This is a genomic window from Amycolatopsis sp. NPDC114484, from assembly GCF_055633755.1.
Genome location: NZ_JBVKDQ010000008.1, coordinates 262202 through 280986, shown reverse-complemented (window position 1 = coordinate 280986; position 18785 = coordinate 262202). Strand labels below are relative to the sequence as shown.

Annotated in this window: 17 protein-coding genes; 4 read left to right on the top strand and 13 right to left on the bottom strand. The window is 67.3% G+C overall.

The window, feature by feature from the left end:
* Positions 1 to 31: 31 nt before the first annotated feature.
* Positions 32 to 373: an ArsR/SmtB family transcription factor gene (locus ACZ7SW_RS21975; RefSeq protein WP_470232267.1), complete on the top strand. Its 342-nt coding sequence runs from the start codon at positions 32 to 34 to the stop codon at positions 371 to 373.
* On the top strand, positions 370 to 873 hold the full coding sequence (locus tag ACZ7SW_RS21970) for an SRPBCC domain-containing protein (protein WP_470232266.1): 504 nt from the start codon (positions 370 to 372) through the stop codon (positions 871 to 873). Before ACZ7SW_RS21975 ends, ACZ7SW_RS21970 begins: the two co-directional genes overlap by 4 nt.
* A gap of 433 nt (positions 874 to 1306) precedes the next feature.
* Here the strand turns inward: ACZ7SW_RS21970 and ACZ7SW_RS21965 are convergent, their stop codons facing one another.
* Complete coding sequence (locus ACZ7SW_RS21965; protein WP_470232265.1) at positions 1307 to 1876, bottom strand: Pycsar system effector family protein; 570 nt, start codon at positions 1874 to 1876, stop codon at positions 1307 to 1309.
* A gap of 146 nt (positions 1877 to 2022) precedes the next feature.
* Between ACZ7SW_RS21965 and ACZ7SW_RS21960 the strand changes: the two genes are divergently transcribed.
* Positions 2023 to 2490, top strand: coding sequence for a TIR domain-containing protein (locus ACZ7SW_RS21960; RefSeq protein ID WP_470232264.1), 468 nt, complete (start codon positions 2023 to 2025; stop codon positions 2488 to 2490).
* Between the two features lie 346 nt (positions 2491 to 2836).
* On the opposite strand, the gene ACZ7SW_RS21955 is transcribed toward ACZ7SW_RS21960, so the two are convergent.
* The 12 genes from ACZ7SW_RS21955 to ACZ7SW_RS21900 form a co-directional block, all read right to left on the bottom strand.
* A complete protein-coding gene (locus tag ACZ7SW_RS21955) occupies positions 2837 to 3817 on the bottom strand; it encodes an N-acetylglucosamine kinase (RefSeq protein WP_470232263.1) in 981 nt (326 codons plus the stop codon).
* Positions 3814 to 5079: a 6-phospho-beta-glucosidase gene (locus ACZ7SW_RS21950; RefSeq protein ID WP_470232262.1), complete on the bottom strand. Its 1266-nt coding sequence runs from the start codon at positions 5077 to 5079 to the stop codon at positions 3814 to 3816. The genes ACZ7SW_RS21955 and ACZ7SW_RS21950 overlap by 4 nt, the downstream gene beginning before the upstream one ends.
* Positions 5076 to 5966, bottom strand: a complete 891-nt coding sequence (locus ACZ7SW_RS21945; RefSeq protein WP_470232261.1) for a carbohydrate ABC transporter permease — start codon at positions 5964 to 5966, stop codon at positions 5076 to 5078. Before ACZ7SW_RS21945 ends, ACZ7SW_RS21950 begins: the two co-directional genes overlap by 4 nt.
* Complete coding sequence (locus tag ACZ7SW_RS21940; protein WP_470232260.1) at positions 5963 to 6952, bottom strand: carbohydrate ABC transporter permease; 990 nt, start codon at positions 6950 to 6952, stop codon at positions 5963 to 5965. Before ACZ7SW_RS21940 ends, ACZ7SW_RS21945 begins: the two co-directional genes overlap by 4 nt.
* Positions 6949 to 8325: an extracellular solute-binding protein gene (locus ACZ7SW_RS21935; RefSeq protein WP_470232259.1), complete on the bottom strand. Its 1377-nt coding sequence runs from the start codon at positions 8323 to 8325 to the stop codon at positions 6949 to 6951. Before ACZ7SW_RS21935 ends, ACZ7SW_RS21940 begins: the two co-directional genes overlap by 4 nt.
* A 25-nt stretch (positions 8326 to 8350) precedes the next feature.
* Positions 8351 to 9580 carry an ROK family transcriptional regulator gene (locus ACZ7SW_RS21930; RefSeq protein WP_470232258.1) on the bottom strand — a complete coding sequence of 410 codons (1230 nt, stop codon included), beginning with the start codon at positions 9578 to 9580 and terminating at the stop codon, positions 8351 to 8353.
* Positions 9581 to 10038: 458 nt separating this feature from the next.
* Positions 10039 to 11046, bottom strand: coding sequence for an NAD(+) diphosphatase (nudC, locus tag ACZ7SW_RS21925; protein ID WP_470232257.1), 1008 nt, complete (start codon positions 11044 to 11046; stop codon positions 10039 to 10041).
* A complete protein-coding gene (locus tag ACZ7SW_RS21920) occupies positions 11046 to 12437 on the bottom strand; it encodes a M16 family metallopeptidase (RefSeq protein ID WP_470232256.1) in 1392 nt (463 codons plus the stop codon). Before ACZ7SW_RS21920 ends, nudC begins: the two co-directional genes overlap by 1 nt.
* Positions 12434 to 13726 (bottom strand): M16 family metallopeptidase, encoded by a 1293-nt coding sequence (locus ACZ7SW_RS21915; RefSeq protein WP_470232255.1) that lies wholly within the window; start codon positions 13724 to 13726, stop codon positions 12434 to 12436. The genes ACZ7SW_RS21920 and ACZ7SW_RS21915 overlap by 4 nt, the downstream gene beginning before the upstream one ends.
* 9 nt (positions 13727 to 13735) lie before the next feature.
* Complete coding sequence (locus ACZ7SW_RS21910) at positions 13736 to 15256, bottom strand: DUF2207 family protein (RefSeq protein WP_470232254.1); 1521 nt, start codon at positions 15254 to 15256, stop codon at positions 13736 to 13738.
* Complete coding sequence (locus ACZ7SW_RS21905) at positions 15253 to 16407, bottom strand: DUF2207 domain-containing protein (protein ID WP_470232253.1); 1155 nt, start codon at positions 16405 to 16407, stop codon at positions 15253 to 15255. Before ACZ7SW_RS21905 ends, ACZ7SW_RS21910 begins: the two co-directional genes overlap by 4 nt.
* 4 nt (positions 16408 to 16411) lie before the next feature.
* The gene (locus ACZ7SW_RS21900) at positions 16412 to 17260 is read right to left on the bottom strand and encodes an RDD family protein (RefSeq protein ID WP_470232252.1); all 849 of its coding nucleotides are present in this window, start codon (positions 17258 to 17260) and stop codon (positions 16412 to 16414) included.
* 66 nt (positions 17261 to 17326) lie between these two features.
* On the opposite strand from ACZ7SW_RS21900, the gene ACZ7SW_RS21895 reads away from it, so the two are divergent.
* Positions 17327 to 18331 carry a stage II sporulation protein M gene (locus ACZ7SW_RS21895; RefSeq protein ID WP_470232251.1) on the top strand — a complete coding sequence of 335 codons (1005 nt, stop codon included), beginning with the start codon at positions 17327 to 17329 and terminating at the stop codon, positions 18329 to 18331.
* Positions 18332 to 18785: the final 454 nt, after the last annotated feature.

Genomic DNA, 18785 nt, shown 5'->3' with positions numbered 1-18785 from the left:
ATGTGACCTTTTGGTCACCTATTCTCGGTGCGTGCCCGACGAGGACCTGGTTTTCAAGGCTCTGGCGGATCCGACCCGCCGGTTCCTGCTCGACCTGCTCTACGCGCGTGACGGCCGCACGCTCACCGAGCTGGAGTCCGAAGTGGACATGTCCCGGTTCGGGGTGATGAAACACCTCAAATTGCTCGAGGAGGCCGAGCTGGTCACCTCGCGCAAGGAGGGGCGGGAGAAGCGGCATTTCCTGAACCCGATCCCGATCCGGCAGATCCACGACCGCTGGATCGACAAGTACACCGCACACCACACCTCGGCGCTGCTGGACCTCAAGGCCCGGCTCGAAGCCGAAAATCCCCAGAAGGAGCCAGAAAAATGACCGAGACCGTGCAGATCAACCGCGTCTACATCAAGGCGACCCCGCAGGCGGTGTGGGACGCCATCACCAAGCCGGAGTGGACGCAGAAGTACGGCTACACCGGATTGGCCGAATACGACCTCAAACGCGGCGGCAAGCACCGCACCAAGCCGACCCAGGAGTTCATCGACTCCGGCTTCACCAGCGATCTCCTTGACGGCGAAGTGCTCGAGGTCGATCCGCCGCGCAAGCTGGTGGTCACGTGGAAACTGCAGATGGACCCGAGTCTCCTCGCCGAGCCGTACACCACGGTCACCTACGACATCGAGCAAACGCAGACCGCCGGCACCCGGCTGACCGTCACCCACGACGTCACCGGCGCGCCGAACCACGCGGCGCTCGTTTCCGGCCAGCACGAGGACGTCAACGCCGGTCCGGGCGAGAACGCGGGCGGCGGCTGGGCATGGATCCTGTCCGACCTGAAGTCGGTTCTGGAGACCGGCAAGGGAATCGCGGCCTGACCCGAGGTGGGGGTGGCTGCTCGCTTGGGCAGCCACCCCACAGCAAGGCAGGACCCTTGCTTCCGCAATGCTGGAGCGCGCTTGCTCGCCTGACACGACTAAAGCACCCGGGGTTTGCCATCGGGAAAATGACTGTCCGTCAGCCAATAGCCCACGCCTAGACCCTGTTGAAGTCACGCCGGTTGCTGGTGAAACCGAAGCCGGAGCGTGGCCGTGGCCGTGGCCGTGGCCGTGATAACGACTACGCAAGACTGGACCGATATTGTTGCCACACAGACGGGTCAGCCATTCATCTGCACAAGATCGCCAACCATGAACCACCCTCAACCACACTACGACGCTTCCGCCCGGGTCGACAACAGGAAACAAACACATGGAAGCTGTCGACAAACGCCTAAGTCGCTAATTCGCGCCTGTTACCCGCAGCATCGATTTATTTTTGGAAGAACAGCAAAACCACAGCGATGCACAGGAAGAGCAAAGCGCCAGCCCTGAACGAATGTATTCCATGCCTCAGGTATTTATGTCGACGCTTATGCTGAAGTATCGCAGTCCACAGCTCAGCTGTCGCATTACTGCAAATCTCTTCACGCTCGAGCGAGTCAAGCTTACTTGCAAAGTCGCTAAATCCATCAACCGAACGCAGCGTGTCGCCCCAATTGAAGGCGAACCGGCTTGGTATTTCCTTCACGTGCAGCTGTCGCGTTGTCCGCCATGCAGCAACAGCATTAGTGCAAGATGCTACCGAGATCGCGTTTGACACGATAGAAAAAGTCGCGAGAATTCTCATAGCCCAAGCGGCCGGTTGGGCAACACCTGAATTTTGCAGCAAACTATTCACGAGCAGAATAGTTCCAGCCAACAGTGCAGCATTGGCACTCAGGAGAACGGCAGCCCGCGAGGACGTTGAAGACCGGAGGCGGTCATAGCGGTCGATGTGCCACTGCAGCAGTAGCAACCTTTCATCGACCCCTGGAGGCGTGGGGGCCGTCGATTCGGTCATCAGTCGTCCATTCGGCCGAGGCGCTAGCAGTACGAGTCTTCCAAGTTTGGGACGGGCTCCTGCGAGCTGAGATCATACCGTAGGCTCAAGCTAGTGTGTACACTCTATTCAACCCGATGCGACCGACAAGCGATTGGCCTATTTCTTTGACGAAGATATTCATCAACTATCGACGGCTTGATGACGCTTATGCGGCAGCTTTTCTCGATGATGCACTTTCGCGAATATTTGGTGAAGACAGGGTCTTTCGCGCAGGCAGATCAATACCCGCAGGGGCGGACTATGAAGAATACATAAATGCTGCCGTTGACGAATGTGTGGCGATGCTGGTCGTTGTGGGTCCGGGGTGGACTGGCAAGTTCTCCGAGGACGGCAGCCTTGACTGGGTGCACACCGAGATAGCCAAGGCGCTAGCGCGAAAGATTACGGTGATACCGATCTTGCTGTCAGGAGTGTCGAGAATAGATGCAGAAGATTTACCAGGTGATGTTTCCAGAATTTCCAGGTTTCAATACATGCGATTCGACTATCGAAACACCAAGCAAGATATCGAATATGTTGCTTCCGAGCTTCGCAGGGCAATACCGGCATTGAATGACAAGGCTTCAATATAGGATATTGTTCCAGCTTCACGAGCTAGCTAGCGGATTAGTGCTGTCGCGGCTTCGGACTCTTCCGGGCGGAAAATCTTCGATTGCGGTGACGTTCCTGCCGCAGCTTCTACGGGACGTGTTTCTGAACCGCACCGCGTCGAAGCTTGCGGCGGGCCGAGAGGGCGAAAGACGTCTCGGCCAGTGGTCACCCAGCTAAGCAGCACAGCCCAAGACTCCTGGCGAGTTGCCGGATAGGAGCAGGAACTGATTAAAAAAAGCCGCTTAACCTGGTCCCTCACCCCAAGTCAAGCGGCATCTGCCGGTTAGCAGGACTGACAGGTTTTCATCTGCGCCCATTGGTCTTCGATCACGCGCGTTGCGTCGCGGCCTTCAGCGCAGCTTTGGCCGACTCCGACGCACCGAGTTTGTCCAAACCGAACAGTGCGGCTCCGACCACCGGGTTCACCTCCACCACGCGCACCTGCGCCCGCGGTGCCACCTTCAGGCAGCGCCGTTCGATGTCCGCGATCACCGGCTCGCCGACGCCGGTCAGCACGCCGCCGCCGAGGATGACCTCGGGAGCGGACGTCGTGAGGTCCAGGCGGCGCATGATCGCCGCCACCAGCAGGCTCACTTCTTCGGCGAACCGCGTCACCACGTCCTGCGCGACCTCGTCACCGGACGCGGCCACCTCGAACAACAGCGGGCAGAGACCGTGGATCGAGGCGGCGTCGATCTCCTCGAAGTGCAAGCCCTGCACCACATCTAGCAGCGTCGAGGCGCCGAAGTACTCCGCCACCGCCGATTCCAGCGCAGTTCGCGGACCGCGACCGTCTTCCGCGCGGACCGCCCACCACAGGGCCTCCTCGCCGAGCCGGTAACCGCCGCCCCAGTCGCCGGAAACCTTGCCCAGCGCGGGAAATCGATACGAACGGCCGTCCGCGGCGAAGCCAGCACCGTTGATACCGGCGCCGCACACCACTGCAACCCCGGTGCCGTCGGAACTTCCGGCTCGCAGCAGCGCGAGCACGTCGTTGCCGACGTCCAAAGTGGAACTCCAGCCGCGGGCCGACAAAGCCCGGTGCAGCGCCTCTTCTTCCCGGGGGAAGTCGAGGCCGGCCAGGTAGGCCGAGGTGTGCACGGCGAACGGCGGCTCGGTCGGCAGCCCGTCGGCGCGGAGGGCTTCCTGGACGAATTCCTCCAGTGCGGCAACGCATCCGTCGACACCGACGCGCTGGGGAGAAACGCCGGGGCCGCGAGAGGCGCCGAGCACGACGCCGTCCCGCGAAACCACCAGCACCTCGGTCTTGCTGTTCCCCCCGTCGATCGCGACGACGGTGTCGCTCATGCCCGCGCCCAGGGCAGGAAATCCCGGTTGCGTGCGACGAGTTCGTCCGCGAGCTGGTCCGCCTTGGTGTACTGGCCGACCAGCGGGTGCGCGAGCAGCGCGTCCGCGACCCGGTCCCGGCCGCCCTTGATCGCGGCGTCCAAAGCCAGGTACTCGTACGCCGTGACACCGGCGATGAGTCCGGCGAACCGCGGGTCGACCGGGGTCTGCGGGATCGGGGTCGCGCCAGCCGAATCCACAGTGGACGAAACCTCGATGACCGCGTCGTCCGGCAGGAAATCGAACGTGCCGTTGTTGCGGACGTTCACCACGTGCTCCTCGGCGCCACCCCCGGAAGTGAGCGCGTGCACGAGCTGCACCGCCGCCTCCGAGTAGTACGCGCCGCCGCGCTTCTCCAGCGACTCCGGCTTCGTGACCTGCTCCGGGTCGAGGTAGATCTTCAGCAGTTCTTCCTCGACGTCGCTGACCACCTCGGCGCGCGGACGCTCGGCCTGCTGCTTCGCGACCTGCGCGTCGTGCGAGTAGTAGTACTTGAGGTAGTACGACGGCACGGCCTGCATCCGCCGCATCCACTCGACCGGCACGCTGACCTCTTCGCCGAGGTATTCCGCGTGCTGCGCGAGGAGTTCCGGCAGCCGGTCGACGCCGTCGACCAGGACACCGCGTTCCCAGCTCAGGTGGTTCAGTCCAGTGTGGACCAACTTGACGTCGCCGGTCGAAGCGCCGAGCAGCTTCGCGAACTTGCGCTGCAGGTTGATCGCCACGTTGCACAGGCCGACCGCCCGGTGGCCCTCCTGAAGCAGCGCGCGGGTGACGATGCCGACCGGGTTGGTGAAGTTGACGATCCAGGTGTCGTCACCGGCGACCTTGCGCACGCGTTCGGCGATGTCGAGCACCACCGGCACCGTGCGCAGCGCCTTCGCCAGGCCGCCCGCACCGGTCGTTTCCTGGCCGACACAACCGCACAGATGCGGGAACGTCTCGTCCGAGGCGCGGGCTTTCTGCCCGCCGACGCGCAACTGGATGAGGACCGCCGACGCGCCGTCGACGCCCTCCTCCAGATTCGCGGTGGTGCGCACGCGGGCCGAATGTCCCGCGTGGTTCAGCAGCCGCTGGCTGAAATCGCCGACCGCTTCGACCCGGTAGGCGTCCGGGTCGATCAGCACGATCTCGTCGACGTCGAGCGAGGCCCGCCGCCCGGCGATGCCGTCGATCAGCTCCGGCGTGTAGGTGGACCCACCGCCGACCACTGCCAGTTTCATCCCTTGACTCCCGTGAACGTGATGCCCTTGACGAACGACTTCTGCGCGAACACGAACAGCACGATCACCGGCAGCATGATCAGCGCGGTGGCGGCCATCGTGAGGTTCCATTCGACGTGGTGCATGCCTCGGAAGGACGCGATCGCCAGTGAAAGCGGCCAGTTGTCTTTGTTCTCGCCGGTGTAGAGCAGCGGCCCGAAATAGTCGTTCCAGGTGAACAGGAAGCAGAACATCGCGGTGGCCGCGATCCCCGGCTTCGCCATCGGGATCAGCACCCGCGTGAGCACCCGGAACTCGTTGCAGCCGTCGATCTTCGCCGCTTCGAGGTAGTCCTTCGGAATGGTGAGGAAGAACTGCCGAAGCAGGAAGATCGAGAAGGCGTCGAAGAAGAAGTACGGAACGATGAGCGGCACCAGCGTGCCGGTGAACCCGAGCCGCACCCACAGGTCGTACAGCGGAACGACAGTGACCTGCGGCGGCAGCATCATCGCGACGACGACGAGCATGAAGCACAGGTTCTGCCCGCGCCACCGCAGTTTCGCCAGCCCGTACGCCGCCGGGATCGCCGAGAGCAGCGCCCCGACCGTCGCCAGCGCCGAGTACAGCAGGCTGTTGCCGAAGTACTCCAGCAGCGGGGCCTTCTTGAACACCTCGATGAAGTTCTCGAAATGCCATTCCGTCGGCCACAGGCTCGACGTCATCGCCTGGTCGCTCTTCATCACCGAGGTGAGGAAGACGAACAACAACGGCAGCATGAAGATCATGCCGAGCGCGATGCCGACCGCGTGGGTGGCCACAAAGGACAGTTTCTTGTCCCAGCGCCGCTTGAACTTCTCCCGCGGATGCACCGGAGCGGCCGGACGCGGCGGTGCCGAAAGCGTCGTCATGCCCCGTCCTCCTGATGTTGCGTCTTACGCATCTGCCGCACCAACAGCCAGGTGAACCCGGCGGAAACCAGGAGCAGCAGCACGGCCATCGCCGCCGCGTAACCCATGTTGAAATACCGGAAACCCTGTACGTACAACCAGATCGGATACGTCAGCGTCGAGTTCTCCGGCGCACCGATCAGTTTCGAGTTCCCGGCGACGTCGGCCGTTCCCGCCGAAGCGGACGACGCGACGATCGCCTGGGTGAAGAACTGCAGCGCGTAGATCATCGAATTGACCACGCCGAACAGCAGCACCGGCGAGATCGACGGCAGCGTCACGTGCCAGAACCGGCGCACCGGACCGGCCCCGTCGAGTTCCGCGGCCTCGTACTGCTCCTGCGGAACGTCCAGCAACGCGGCCAGGATGATGATCATCAGTTCGCCCGAACCCCACAGCGCGAGCAGGGTCAGCGCGGGCTTCGACATTTCCGGGCTGTTGAACCACAATCCGCCCTCGATGCCCACCAGCCGCAGGAATCGGTTCACCGGACCGAATTCCGGGTTGAACACGAAGACGAACGCGAGCGTCGCGGCCGCGGGCGGGGCGAGCGCGGGCAGGTAGCAGAGCGTGCGGACGAGGCCGACGCCCGACTTCAGCCGCGAAATCACCGACGCCACGCCGAGCGAGAACAGCACCCGGCAGACGGTCAGGATGATCACCAGCCACAACGTGTTGTACGCGGCGGTTTTCACCAGCGGTTCGCTGGTGAACATGCGCACGTAGTTGTCGAACCCGATCCACTGTGGAGGGTTGATCAGGTCGTAGCGGGTGAACGAGTAGAACAGCGTCGCGCCGAGCGGGTAGGCGAAGAAGATGAGGAACCCGAGCGTCGCCGGCGCCATGAACCAGAACACCGTGCGCCTGCGCTTGGCCCGGGGAGACCCCCTCCGCGCCTGGTTCGGCGCGGAGGGGGTTCCGGGTTCCGCCGCGGTCAGCGTGGTCATCCGCCGGCGCCCTTCTGCGCCAGTTCGTCGTTGATCTGCGCGTCGACCTTCTTGAGGCCCGCGTCCAGATCGGGAACCGACCCGGCCTGCCACTTCTCGGCGAAGTCGTTGACCGCCTTGAGGAACGCGTCGCCGATCGGCGTGGTCGGGTTGGCGACCAGCTTGCCGCTGTTGTAGATGTCGGTGAAGGTCTTGAACTGCGGCGGCATCTTCAGATTCGGCGAGTTCAGCGAATCCTTGGTGCTGGGCACGTTGTTCAGGCCGTTGGCCATCTCGACGAGGGTGTCGGTGTCGAGCGAGGCCTGCTTGATCAGCTCCCACGCCGCGCCGGGGTTCTTCGCGCCCTTCGGGATCGCGATGATCGTGCCGGTGCCGAACCCGCCGCCGTACTGGCTGGCCAGGCTGTCGAGCACGGGCGCCGGGGCGGTGCCGTAGTCGAGCGAGGGCACCTGGTCCTTGATGAACGCGGTCCGGAACTCGCCGTCGTAGATCATCGACAGCTTGCCGGTCTGGAACCCGTTGTCCTTCGAGTACTCGTCACCGAGGCCGGCCTTGAACTTCTCGACCTTCTCGTGCCCGCCGTAGAAGTCGATGAGCTTCTTCTGGAATTCGAACATCTCCTTCCAGCCGGGGCTGGAAGCGAGCGACGATTTGCCGTCCGGACCCATGAACTTGGCCCCGAAGTTCGGCGCCCAGTACTGCGCCTGGTTGGCGTAGAACGGCATCGACGGCAGGAAGCCCGCGGTCTTGATCGAACCGTCCGGGTTGAACTCGGTGAGCTTCTTGACGTCCTCGAACAGTTCCGTGGTGTTCTTCGGCGGGCCGGCGATGCCCTTGGCCGCGAACTGCGTCTTGTTGTAGAAGAATCCGTACACGTCGGCGAGCATCGGCATCGCGCACCGCTTGCCCTGGTACGACGTGTAATCGCGGACCGCCTGCGGGATCTGCTCGAGATCGACCTTGTCCCGCTCGATGTAGGGTTTCAGGTCCTGGAAGCTGCCGGTCGAGCACCACGCGCCGAGGTTGTCGGTGTAGAACGAGATCGCCACGTCCGGCGGGTTTCCGCCGCGGATCGACTGGGTGAGCTTGTCGTCGTCCTGGTTCCCCTCGTGCTTGATGGTGATGTTGGGGAACTTCGCCTTGAGCTTGTCCAGCGCCTTCGTGACCACGCCGTATTCGCGGTCGGTGAACTTGCTGTAGACGGTGATGGTGAGCTTGTCGTCCTTGTTCGGCGGGGCGGCGGCGTCACCGCCGCCGGCGGGCGCGGCGGCACCGCACGCGGCGGTCGCCAGCAGCGTGCTCGCCGCGACGGCGCTGAGCAGCAGAGAACCGCGCCGGCGCGGGATCCTCCGGATGCGGGTGGGAGCGGACATGAACCCTCCTGTCCTTCGGGTGGGTCTACTCGGTCGGGGACGGGGCTTGCTCTCCGGCGGACCGACGCGGCCCGAGGAGCGTGGGGGTGACGACGCCGAAGACGTCTTCACGGGCGGTGGCGAGCGCGGACTGCAGCGCACCAGCGCGCACCGCGTTGCCCTGCACCGAAGCGACGCCGACGGGCGTGCGCGGCAGGACCAGTTCGTGCAGTTTTTCCGCGACGATCCCGGCGAACTCGTCGCCGCCGGCGCGGCTGGTCTCGCCGCACAGCAGGATGAGCTGCGGGTCGGCGACCGCGACGAGGCTGGCGACTCCGCTGGCGACGCGGCGCGCGAGATCTTCCAGAAACCCTTGGTGTGCCGTGTGTCGTGCCTGAGTGACGGCGTCCCATCCGCTGTCCGCGGAGATGCCGTGCGCCTTGGCGAGCCGGATGATCGCGGACGAATCGACGAGATTTCCGTACCGCGCACCGGCGGTCGGCCAGCTGTCGCCAGTGTCCACAGTGGCCGGATCGGGAACGCGCATCCAGTCGATCTCGCCGCCGCCACCGGTCGCGCCGCGCAGCAGCCGCCGTCCGATGACGACCGCGCCGCCGACGCCCTCGGACAACCAGACCAGCACGAAGTCGTCGACGTCCTGCGCGTTGCCGACGGTCATTTCCTCAACCGCGACAAGGTTCACGTCGTTTTCGATCTTGACCGTGACGCCGAGTTCGTCGCTCAGCCGCGCCGGTACGTCGAACCCGAGCCAGCCCGGGATGTGCGGGGCCGAGGACAGCAATCCGGTGCGCGGATCGAACGCGCCCTGCGCACCGATGACCACATTGGCCAGATCGTCGAGCTGCATGCCCGCGGCCTTGGTGACCCGGCGCAGCGCCTGCCCGAACGAACCGACCACGTCCGCGCCCTCGGCCACCGGAAGCTGCACGCGGTACTCGGCGAGCACCGCCCCGGCGACATCGGCGACCACGAAGTCGGCGACCTGCGGGGTGAGATCGACGGCGGCGACGTGCGCGAGACCGCCGTTGACCGCCCACAGCTGAGCGCGCGGTCCGCGGCCGCCGCCCGCGCGTTCTCCGGCTTTGCCGACGAGATTGTCCTGCTCAAGCCGGGTGAGCAGCTGCGCGGTGGCGGGTTTGGACAGCCCGATGGCGGCCTCCAGTTCGGCCCGCGTGAGCGGCCCGTTCCGCAGCAACGCCTCGATCGCCGCGCGGTCGTTCATCTCGCGCAACGTTCGCGGACTGCCGGCTCGCACCTGGCTGCTCCTTTATTAGGAAACTTTACAGACGGTTTTCCGGGACTGTAGTGAGCGCGGACACACGCCGTCAATGGGCTAGAGAAACGGCGGGGTAACGGCTTGATACCGCGGGATGTCGGCGACCGGCACAGGGTGACCGGGCGAGCGCGGACCGTACGCGGTCCAGACCAGCCGAGAGGGGTGGTCCGGGATTTTCCGGGACGCGGCGGCTCGGAGCCAGCTACGCGTTCAGGCTGCGCGGCGAAGGCCGACGGCAGCTACGTGGTTGAGCAAAACTTTCCCGGCCAGCTGCGGGGCCCGTGCGTCGGACCAGCGGGCAGCGATGGTCCGGGAATCCCGGGACGCGGTGGCTCGAAGCCAGCTACGCGACCAAGTCGTGCGGCAAAACCGACTGCAGCTAAGCGATGTTTCCGGGAGCAGGTGCGGGCCCAGCGATCCAGGCCCGCACCTGTCCGTCATTCCTCGGCTTCCGCCCAGGCCTTCAGCATCACCCGGGCGATCGACGAATTCCCCGGCAGCAACAGATTCGACGCGCCGCCGGCGATCGGCGTCGGCACTCCGGTCCCGGCGTTCCGGAACGCGGTCCGGACCTCCTCCCGGGACACCCACAGCGCTTCCTCGATCTCGCCCTCGGCCGGGACCAGCGGCGCGTCGCGGTCCGCGCGCGCGGTGAAGCCCAGCATGATCGAGCGCGGGAACGGCCACGGCTGGCTGCCGAGATACCGCACGTCCCCCACCTCGATCCCGGCCTCCTCGCGGATTTCGCGGACGACGCAGCCCTCCAGGGACTCCCCCGCCTCCACGAATCCGGCGAGCACCGAGTACCGGTCCGGCGGCCAGATCGGCTGCCGGGCGAGCAGCACGTGCGAGCCGTTGACCCCGTCGAGGTCGTGTACCAGGCAGATCACCGCCGGGTCGGTGCGCGGGTATTCCTCGTGTCCCTTGGCTTCGCAGCGGCTGGCCCAGCCGAACTGGATCAGCTGCGTCGGCGAACCGTCGCGGGTGCAGAAGCGCGACTGCCGCCGCCAGTGCCGCAGGGCCTGCGCGGTGGTGAACAGCCCGGCCGACGTGTCGTCCAGCTGTTCGCCGTATCCGCGCAGCTCGACCCAGATTTCGCCGTTGGCGCGCGGTACTTCTTCGATCACGCCCCAGCTGCCAGCCAGCCGCACGGTGTCGACGTCGCCTTCGATGCTGCCGGGCAGCGACCAGTAGTCGACGTCTTCCCATTCGCCGAGAAACACCGCGTCGGCGGGCGGTTCGGTGCCGAAGTCCATCGCCTTGCGGGTGGCCAGCGCGGAACCGCCCTCGACGACCGGCGTGCGGCCGGTGTCGTCGAGCAGCACCACGCGGGCTTCCGACCATTTCGCGGCGAGCCGCTCCGGGTTGGTGCGCAAGGTTTCCTGACGGTCCACTGTGGAACGCGACAGGGTCGGCAGTGCCCCCAGTTCGAACCGAACGCTCATCAGTCCTTCTCGCTTGCCGAAACTCCGAGCGCGGCCAGCTTCGGCGCGAGCAGGTCCGCGTCGCCGACCACGACGCCGGTGAACCGGCCCGGCGCGAAGAACTCCGCCGCCGCTTCGGCGATCTGCTCCGCGGTAACGGCCGCGAGCCGCTCCGGGTGGCTCTGCAGCCACTCGATGCCGAGGCCGTTCGACGCCAGCGCCATCAGCTGCCCGGCCAGCCCGCCCTGGGAGGACGTGCCGGTGACCAGCGAGCCCATCGCGTACTGCCGCACCGATTCGACCTCTTCGGCAGTCGGCGGCACGGTGCCGAGCCGGAACAGCTCGTACCGGGTTTCCAGGTACGCCGCCGCGGTGACCTCGTTGGCCGTGTCCGCGTCCACATTGACCACCGCGCTGTCGCCGGTGAACTCGAAGCCCGAGTGCGCGCCGTAGGTGTATCCCTTGTCCTCGCGGATGTTCTCGACCAGCCGGGAGGAGAAGTAGCCGCCGAACGCCAGGTTCGCCAGCTGCAGCGCCGGGTACCGCGGATCGGTGCGCGGCACCGTCTGGGCGGACAGCCGGATCTGCGACTGCACGGCGCCGTCGCGCGGAACCAGCAGGACGTTGCCGCCGGTCAGCGCGGGCAGCGGCGGCAGCACCACGGCCGAACGGTCGGACTTCCAGCCACCGAGCGCGCGCTCCAGTTCGGCCGGAATCGCTTGCGGGTCAAGGTCTCCGACCAACACGAGCACGGCACCGCGCGGCAGCACCGAAGCGTTGTGCAGCGCGCGCACCTGCTCGGCGGTCACCTCGGCGACGTCCTCCGCCTGCGGAACCTCGCGGGTCACCGGGTGGTCGCCGTACCGGTGCTTCTGCAGTGCTTCGCGCGCGATGGTGCGCGGCTGCGTCCGCGACACCGCGATGCGCTCGATCAGCCGCTCCCGCTCGCGCGCGACCTCCGCGTCGCCGTACGTGGCGCCGGTGAGCACGTCACCGAGTACGTCCAGCAGCGTCGGCAGGCCGTCGGACAGCGCGGTGCCGCCGAAGTACAGCCGCTCCGGGTCCACGCCCGCGCTGAGGTCGCCGCCGATCAGCGCGACCTCGGCGTCGATTTCCACCCGGTCGCGCCGCGCCGTGCCGGTGAGCACGGTCTCCGCGAGCACCTCCGCGGTGGCCGCGTGCATCCGGTCCTCCCCCGCGAAGGGGATCCACAGCCGCAGTTCGACCATCGGGACGCTCGCCTTGCGCACCGCGAGCACGCGCAGCCCGTTGGAGAGCGTCGTGTCCACATGGGACAGATCGGCGGCGGCGCGCTGGTGGCCCAGTTCGGGCAGCGGACGCGGTCCGGTGGCGGTGCGGCCGATCTCCTCGGCGCTGCGGTGTGCGGCTTTGACCTGTTCAGCCGAGGTCACTGTTCCGTCCCTTCGGTGCTTGCGGGCTTCACGACGAGCACGGCGCGCGCGTCCGGGCGCAGCGCCTTCGCCGCCGCCGACACAGCCTCGCCGGAGACCGCGGACAGGCGGTCGGCGAGCTGGTAGACCAGCGACGCGTCGCCGTAAAGCAGTTCGAACGCGCCGAGCGCCAGCGTGCGCGACACGAGCCGGTCGTGCTCCGCGTGCAGGCTCGCCGCCCAGCGCGCGGTGACCTTCTTCAGTTCCTGCTCGTCCGGCGGCGTGGACGCGAGCTTCTCCAGCTCCTCGTCCAGCGCGGCGAGCACGCGCTCGCGCGGCACCTCCGGCGGGTGGATCGCGGTGATGGTGAAGGTGTCCGGGTCGCGCGCCTCGAACGGGCCGAACAGCCCGGCCCCCGCGCCGATGTCGACCACCAGCGGTTCGACGTGCACGAGCCGCTGCTGCAGCCGCGAGCCGTCACCGTCGGTGAGGACGCCCGCCAGCACCAGGTACGCGAGGTAGCCGTCGAGGTCGTTGATCGGGTCCGGCATCCGGTAGCCCACCGCCAGCGCGGGCAGCGGCGCGTGCGCGTCGGTGTGCTCGCCGAGCAGCTGCGTGGTGGGCAGCGGTTCGGCGAACGACGGACGGACTGGAGCCGGCCGGTGCGGGACGTCGCCGAAGTGCTTCTGGACGAGCGCCTTCGCGTTCTCCACCTCGAAGTCGCCGGCGACGGTCAGCACCGCGTTGGCCGGGGAGTAGAAGGTGTCGAAGAAGGCGGCGCAGTCGTCCAGCGTCGCGCCCTCGAGGTCTTCGAAGGCGCCGTAGCCGTCGTGCGCGTTGGCGAAGGTGGAGTACAGCACCGGCGGCAGCAGGATCCACGGGAATCCGCCGTACGGCCGGTTGCGCACGTTCAGCCGGATTTCCTCCTTGACGACCTCGATCTGGTTCGCCAGGTTCTCCGCGGTCAGCTTCGGCGCGCGCATCCGGTCGGCTTCGAGGAACAGCGCGCGTTCCAGCGCGGCCGCGGGCAGCACCTCGTAGTAGTCGGTGTAGTCCGGGTGCGTGGAACCGTTGAAGGTGCCGCCGCTGGACTGCACGTGCCGGAAGTGCGCCAGTTTCTCCAGGCTTTCGCTGCCCTGGAACATCAGGTGCTCGAAGAGGTGCGCGAAACCGGTCAACCCCTCCGGCTCGGAACGGAAGCCCACGTCGTAGTGCACGCTGACCCCGACCACCGGCGCGGTCGGGTCAGGAGCGAGCACCACGCGCAGACCGTTGTCGATCGTGAAACGGAAGAGCTCGGGATCGGCCATGCCTCCACCCTACGCAGGCGCGGGCGTCTTGGGCTCGTCCGGTCGGAGGTGCCTCGCGCTCTCGAACGCGACCGTCAGTGCGGCCACGAATCCCCTGGTCCGCACCAATGGCACAGCGTCCTCGCCGGAGGCGCCGTACCAGTACGCCGACAGCGAACAAGCGTTAACTAGCCAAGCGTCTGCTTCGCCCAGCGCGTACGCGTACGGGAGCGCGCGAGAGGCGAGCAGCTCGTCGTCCGGAGCCTCCATCGTGCGCAGCTGTGCGTTGAGACCGAGAAGGCGGTCTCGGAGGTCTAGGCCTGTCTTCGTCCGCTCCGGTAAGAGGTGGGCAGCTGCCGTCACCGCGACGCCGGTGGCGAGAAGCACCAACCCGAGTTGTGCGTAACCGACGGTGAAGGCCAGCAGGATGGTGAGGAAGACGCCGTACCCGCATAGCCGCGGACTGATCTTCGACAGTCGCTTCGGAAAGAGCCAGCCTCGACGGACCGTGTCGGCGACTAGCTCGCGTACGCCTGCTTCGCGGACTTCGGCGAGCGTCGCGGCTTCGCCCGGCACAGCGGCTGCGTACACCGCGCGCTCGAAGACGGTCAGGTGTTCGTCGGGCGGGTTGCGGCGTACGAGCACCCAGCTGTGTGGGCCGTCCTCGGTGACCCATAGATAGTTACGGACGCATAGGTCGAGCACTGTCGCGGCTAGGTCGACCGAACTGACGCGTCCGGTAAGAAGCAGTCCTACGTGTCCGGGGAGCACGCCTTCCGGAGAAGAGAAGCGGCCGTTGTCGAGTAGCTGCACGGGGGCGGCGCGACCGGGCTGTTGGTCGCGTCGGCGACGTACGAACACCGCGATGGCACCGGCGATCGACAGCACGGCGAAGGCCAGCCATGCCCACCACACTGGTGCGGTCGCGGCGAAGGGGCCGGTGGGGATGAGCTTCTCTGTCGCGGCGACTGTGCCGCCAGGGAGTTCGGCGGTCAGCTGTACGCGTGAGCCGGGCGGAAGGTTCGGTACGGAGACGCGGGTCAGACCGGAGTGGTCGATTTGCGCGGCGCCGCAGCGTGACGTCGAGTCGGGCGGACCGGCGAGGCAGCTGAGCGCGTCCGGAATGGCGGGCGCGGCGAAGGTCGCGCGGACCAGTTCGAGGCGGGTGTCCCAGCCGCCAGCGACGTCCCAAGTGACGTGCTCGACGCCGAGGCTCGTGCCGACCGCACCGTCCACTGTGTACCGAAGCACGGACGTTCCGCCGCGCAGGTAGAAGGTCACCTGGTCGTTTCCTGATTCGGCATTGCCCGCGCCTTCGATGCTGATGTCGCGGATGCCGAGCACGCGGGCGTTGGCGCGCAACGGGATAGTGCGGGTCATCGAGGTATCGCGCGGCACTGAGACTGCCTCGGTGACGGACAGACTGCCGTCGCGCTGGGCCTTCAGCGCGACTTCGACACTCTGCGGCAGACCTGGCAGCGACGGTTGGTCCTGTGCCGAGGCTGGACTTGCGCAGAGGAATGGGATCGTCAGCAAGGCGGCGAGTTTCATTGCGCGGACACCACCGAGCGCCGTTCGGCGATCGCTTGGATCGCGTCGATCTCGGTCGCCAGCGAGGATTCGACGCGTTCGCCCGGAGTGCCCAGCGCTCGGCCGCGGCGGGTTTGGGGCGGAACCAGCGGAGCGGCGGCGAAGGTGGCGAGCCCGGCGATCAGGAGCGCGACACCGATCAGTGCCTCGCCGACCGTGCTGACCAGGACGACGGTGAGCACGATGCCTGCGGTGGCCAGGATGAGCCCGGCTCGGCGGACGTAGGGTCGCCGCTCGGACAGCCAGCCTTGCCGGTGCGCTTCGGCGTCGAGAAGGGCTTGCAGCTCAGCCTGATCCGGCCGCGCGGCAGCGAGCGGACCTGGCGGGAAGGCGGCTTTGACGGCTTGCTCGAACGGCGTGAGCGGATCGGCTTCGCCGTGGGCGACCTGGCCGTCGTCGATGTGCAGATGACCGCGGGCGACAAGATCGAGAACGGTGCCGGTGAGGTCGAGTTCGCCGCGCGCGACATACGCGAGGTACGCAGGCGGCACCCCGGGAGCGGGCTGACCGGTGCGGCGGCGCAGCAAGCTGGCCCCGATGAGCAGGTACAGCACCAAAACCAGGCCACCGAGGACAGTCGGAAATCCGGGTGCGAAGACAGCCAACGGCCCAGTCGGCACAAACCGGGCATTCTCCGGCAACGGCCCGGTTTGGACGGCTAGGTCGATTCGATCCCCTTGGCGCAGGACATTCTGTTCCGCATGCGCTCCCCCGCCGCGCAGTTCGGAGAAAGTGCACTGCCGGGACGAACCCGGCTGACCGGCGTAACAGTCCGCTGTGGACACTCCAGGCGCGCTGAAGGCGGCGGTGACCCGGTCGAGCGCCCGGTCCCAGCCGCCAGTGAGCTGAAACCGCACCTGTCCGCCAGCGGCGACCGCACCGTCCACTGTGTACGTCACGGTGGCTGGACCGGTGACCGTGACCGTCGTTCCGTTGGCACTGGCGGCCCCGGAAACATGCAGGTCAGTGACCGAGTAGAGCCGATCTTCGTCGTCGGTGACGGGCACGCGCTCGGCGATCCGATGGACGGCGCGAGCGTCGGTGACGACGCGCTCGATGACCGTGAGCTGACCGTCCTGGGCGGTGGTGACGGTGACGTCGTCGGCGAGCATGCCCTCAGCTCGGCGGGGTGAAGGGATTGTCGGACCGCGGCGGTGCCGGAGGCGGAACCGGCGGCGGCGCGTAGGCAGGCGGGCCGTACTGCATCGGCGCGAGCCGGGCGTGGTCGCGGTTGCGGCGTTCGGCCAGCACCGCGGTGAGGAAAATCCACGGCGGCATCCCGTGCGGCAGCGGCACCCCGATCTCCGCCGAAATCTGCTGTGCCAGGCCGAAGCCGAGCGACGCGGCCGCTTCCGGGCGCAGGTCGTGGTAGCGGCCGAGGTACTGACGGGCGGCCATGGCGAGGTCGTCGGTGAGTCCGCTGAGGTCGAAGTGCGCGGCCCACGCTTCCAGACCGGGCGGCACCACGAGAATCGCCTGCGCGGACTGCGGCACGCGTTCGCGGATCACCAGGGTGCCCGCGAGGTAGTCGCCGACACGGCGGCCGTTCGACGACGTCAGCGACACGATGACGGCCACCGCGCCGAGGAAGCCGAGCGCCCAGAAGTCGACGAAGAAGCCGGCGAGCGCGCGGGTCAGCGCGTGCCGGAAGCTGATCGGGCCGCCGTCGAGGCGCACCACGCGCAGGCCGAGCGCGAGTTTGCCGAGCGAACGGCCGCGGCTGAGCGTTTCGAACAGCACCGGGTAGCCAATGACGACCAGCACGAACGCGGTCAGCATCAGCGCGACGGTGAGCGCGGAGTCGAACGACCCGGCGGTCAGCATCAGCATGACGAGCACCAGCAACAGCAACGCGGCCTGGACGAGGACGTCGAGCAGCATCGCGACCGCGCGGCTGGCGAGCTTCGCCACCCGCAGATCGAGGACGACGGCCTCACCGGTGACGAGATCGGACTCTTCTTGCACGAGGCCAGCGTAGAGCGCGGGCGCGCATGCCGGTGCCTCTATCCTGACGGACGAGGGAGGTGGCCGGTGGACGTCGATGTGTTCGTCGCGGCGCACAGTGCCGAATGGAGCAGGCTCGGCGAGCTCGCCGGACGGCGCAGGCTGACCGGCCAGGAGGCGGACGAGCTGGTCACGCTGTATCAACGCGCCGCCACGCACCTGTCGATGATCCGCTCGACCGCGCCCGACCCGGCCCTGCTGGCCAGGCTGTCGGCGCTGGTCGCCCGCGGCCGTTCGGCGGTCGCCGGCTCGCACAGCCCGGCGTGGCGCGAGGTCGGCCTGTTCTTCACCCACCGGTTCCCGGCCGCGGTGTACCTGAGCCGGCGCTGGTGGATCCCGGCGGCGCTGCTGTCGGTCGCGGTGATGGCGGTGCTGGGCGTGTGGATCGCCGGCGACCCGCAGGTGCGCGCGTCGCTGGTGTCGCCGGACGAGGTGCACGCGATGACCGCGCCGGGCGGCCAGTACGAGACGTACTACTCGACCGGCCCGGCGGCGTCCTTCGCGGCGAAGGTCTGGACGAACAACGCGTGGGTGGCGGCGACGTGCCTGTTCCTTGGCGTCGCGCTGGGGCTGCCGGTGATCGCCGCGCTGTGGATGAACTCGCTGAACGCCGGGATCGCGATCGGCCTGATGTCCTCGGCCGGACGCGGCGATGTCCTGCTGGGCCTGCTGCTGCCGCACGGTTTGCTGGAACTGACGGCGGTGTTCATCGCGGCCGGGACCGGGCTGAAGCTCGGCTGGACGGTGGTGGACCCGGGACGGCGATCGCGAAGCGCGGCGCTGGCCGAGCAGGGCCGGTCGGTGGTGGTGATGGCGCTGGGGCTGGCGTGCGTGCTGCTGGTGTCGGGAGTGATCGAGGCGTTCGTGACGCCGTCGGGCTGGCCGACGTGGCTGCGGATCGGGATCGGGGCGGTGGTGGAGCTGCTGTTCCTGACGTACGTGTTCACGCTGGGCCGGCGAGCCGCGCTGGACGGCGAGACCGGGGACGTGGACCGCCGAGCCGCTGGAGACGCGCTGCCGGAGGCTGGGTAACGGTCAGCGGCCAGTCGCGCGGGATCGTCGGGAGGGATCAGCTCGGCGGCTTGGACGTCGTTGAGGTTCTCGACCGAGTCCAGCAGATCGTCGGGCACCGGGTGTTGCGCGACGAAGGCCATCGCCTGTTCCTTCGCCGCCGGGTCCGCGGATTCGAGCTGGCCGATCAGGGCGCTGCTTTCGCGCATCACCCGAAGCGCCAGCTCGTGGCGGCGCGCGTGGAGGTCGAGTTCCGCCCTGGCCAGCTCGAGCCGGTGCTGCTGCCAGGTCATGACCATCTTGAGCAACTGCTGCAACGCGATGAGCGCGGCACCGGTGTAGGCGACCGGAGAGGACGCCCGCGCCACCTCGGCGAGCACCACCTGCCACGGGCTGGCCATGGACATCCGGGCCACCCGCAAATCCGCCGCCCAGCCCTCCTCGCTCCGCGGCACCGCGCCGCGCCACAACTCAG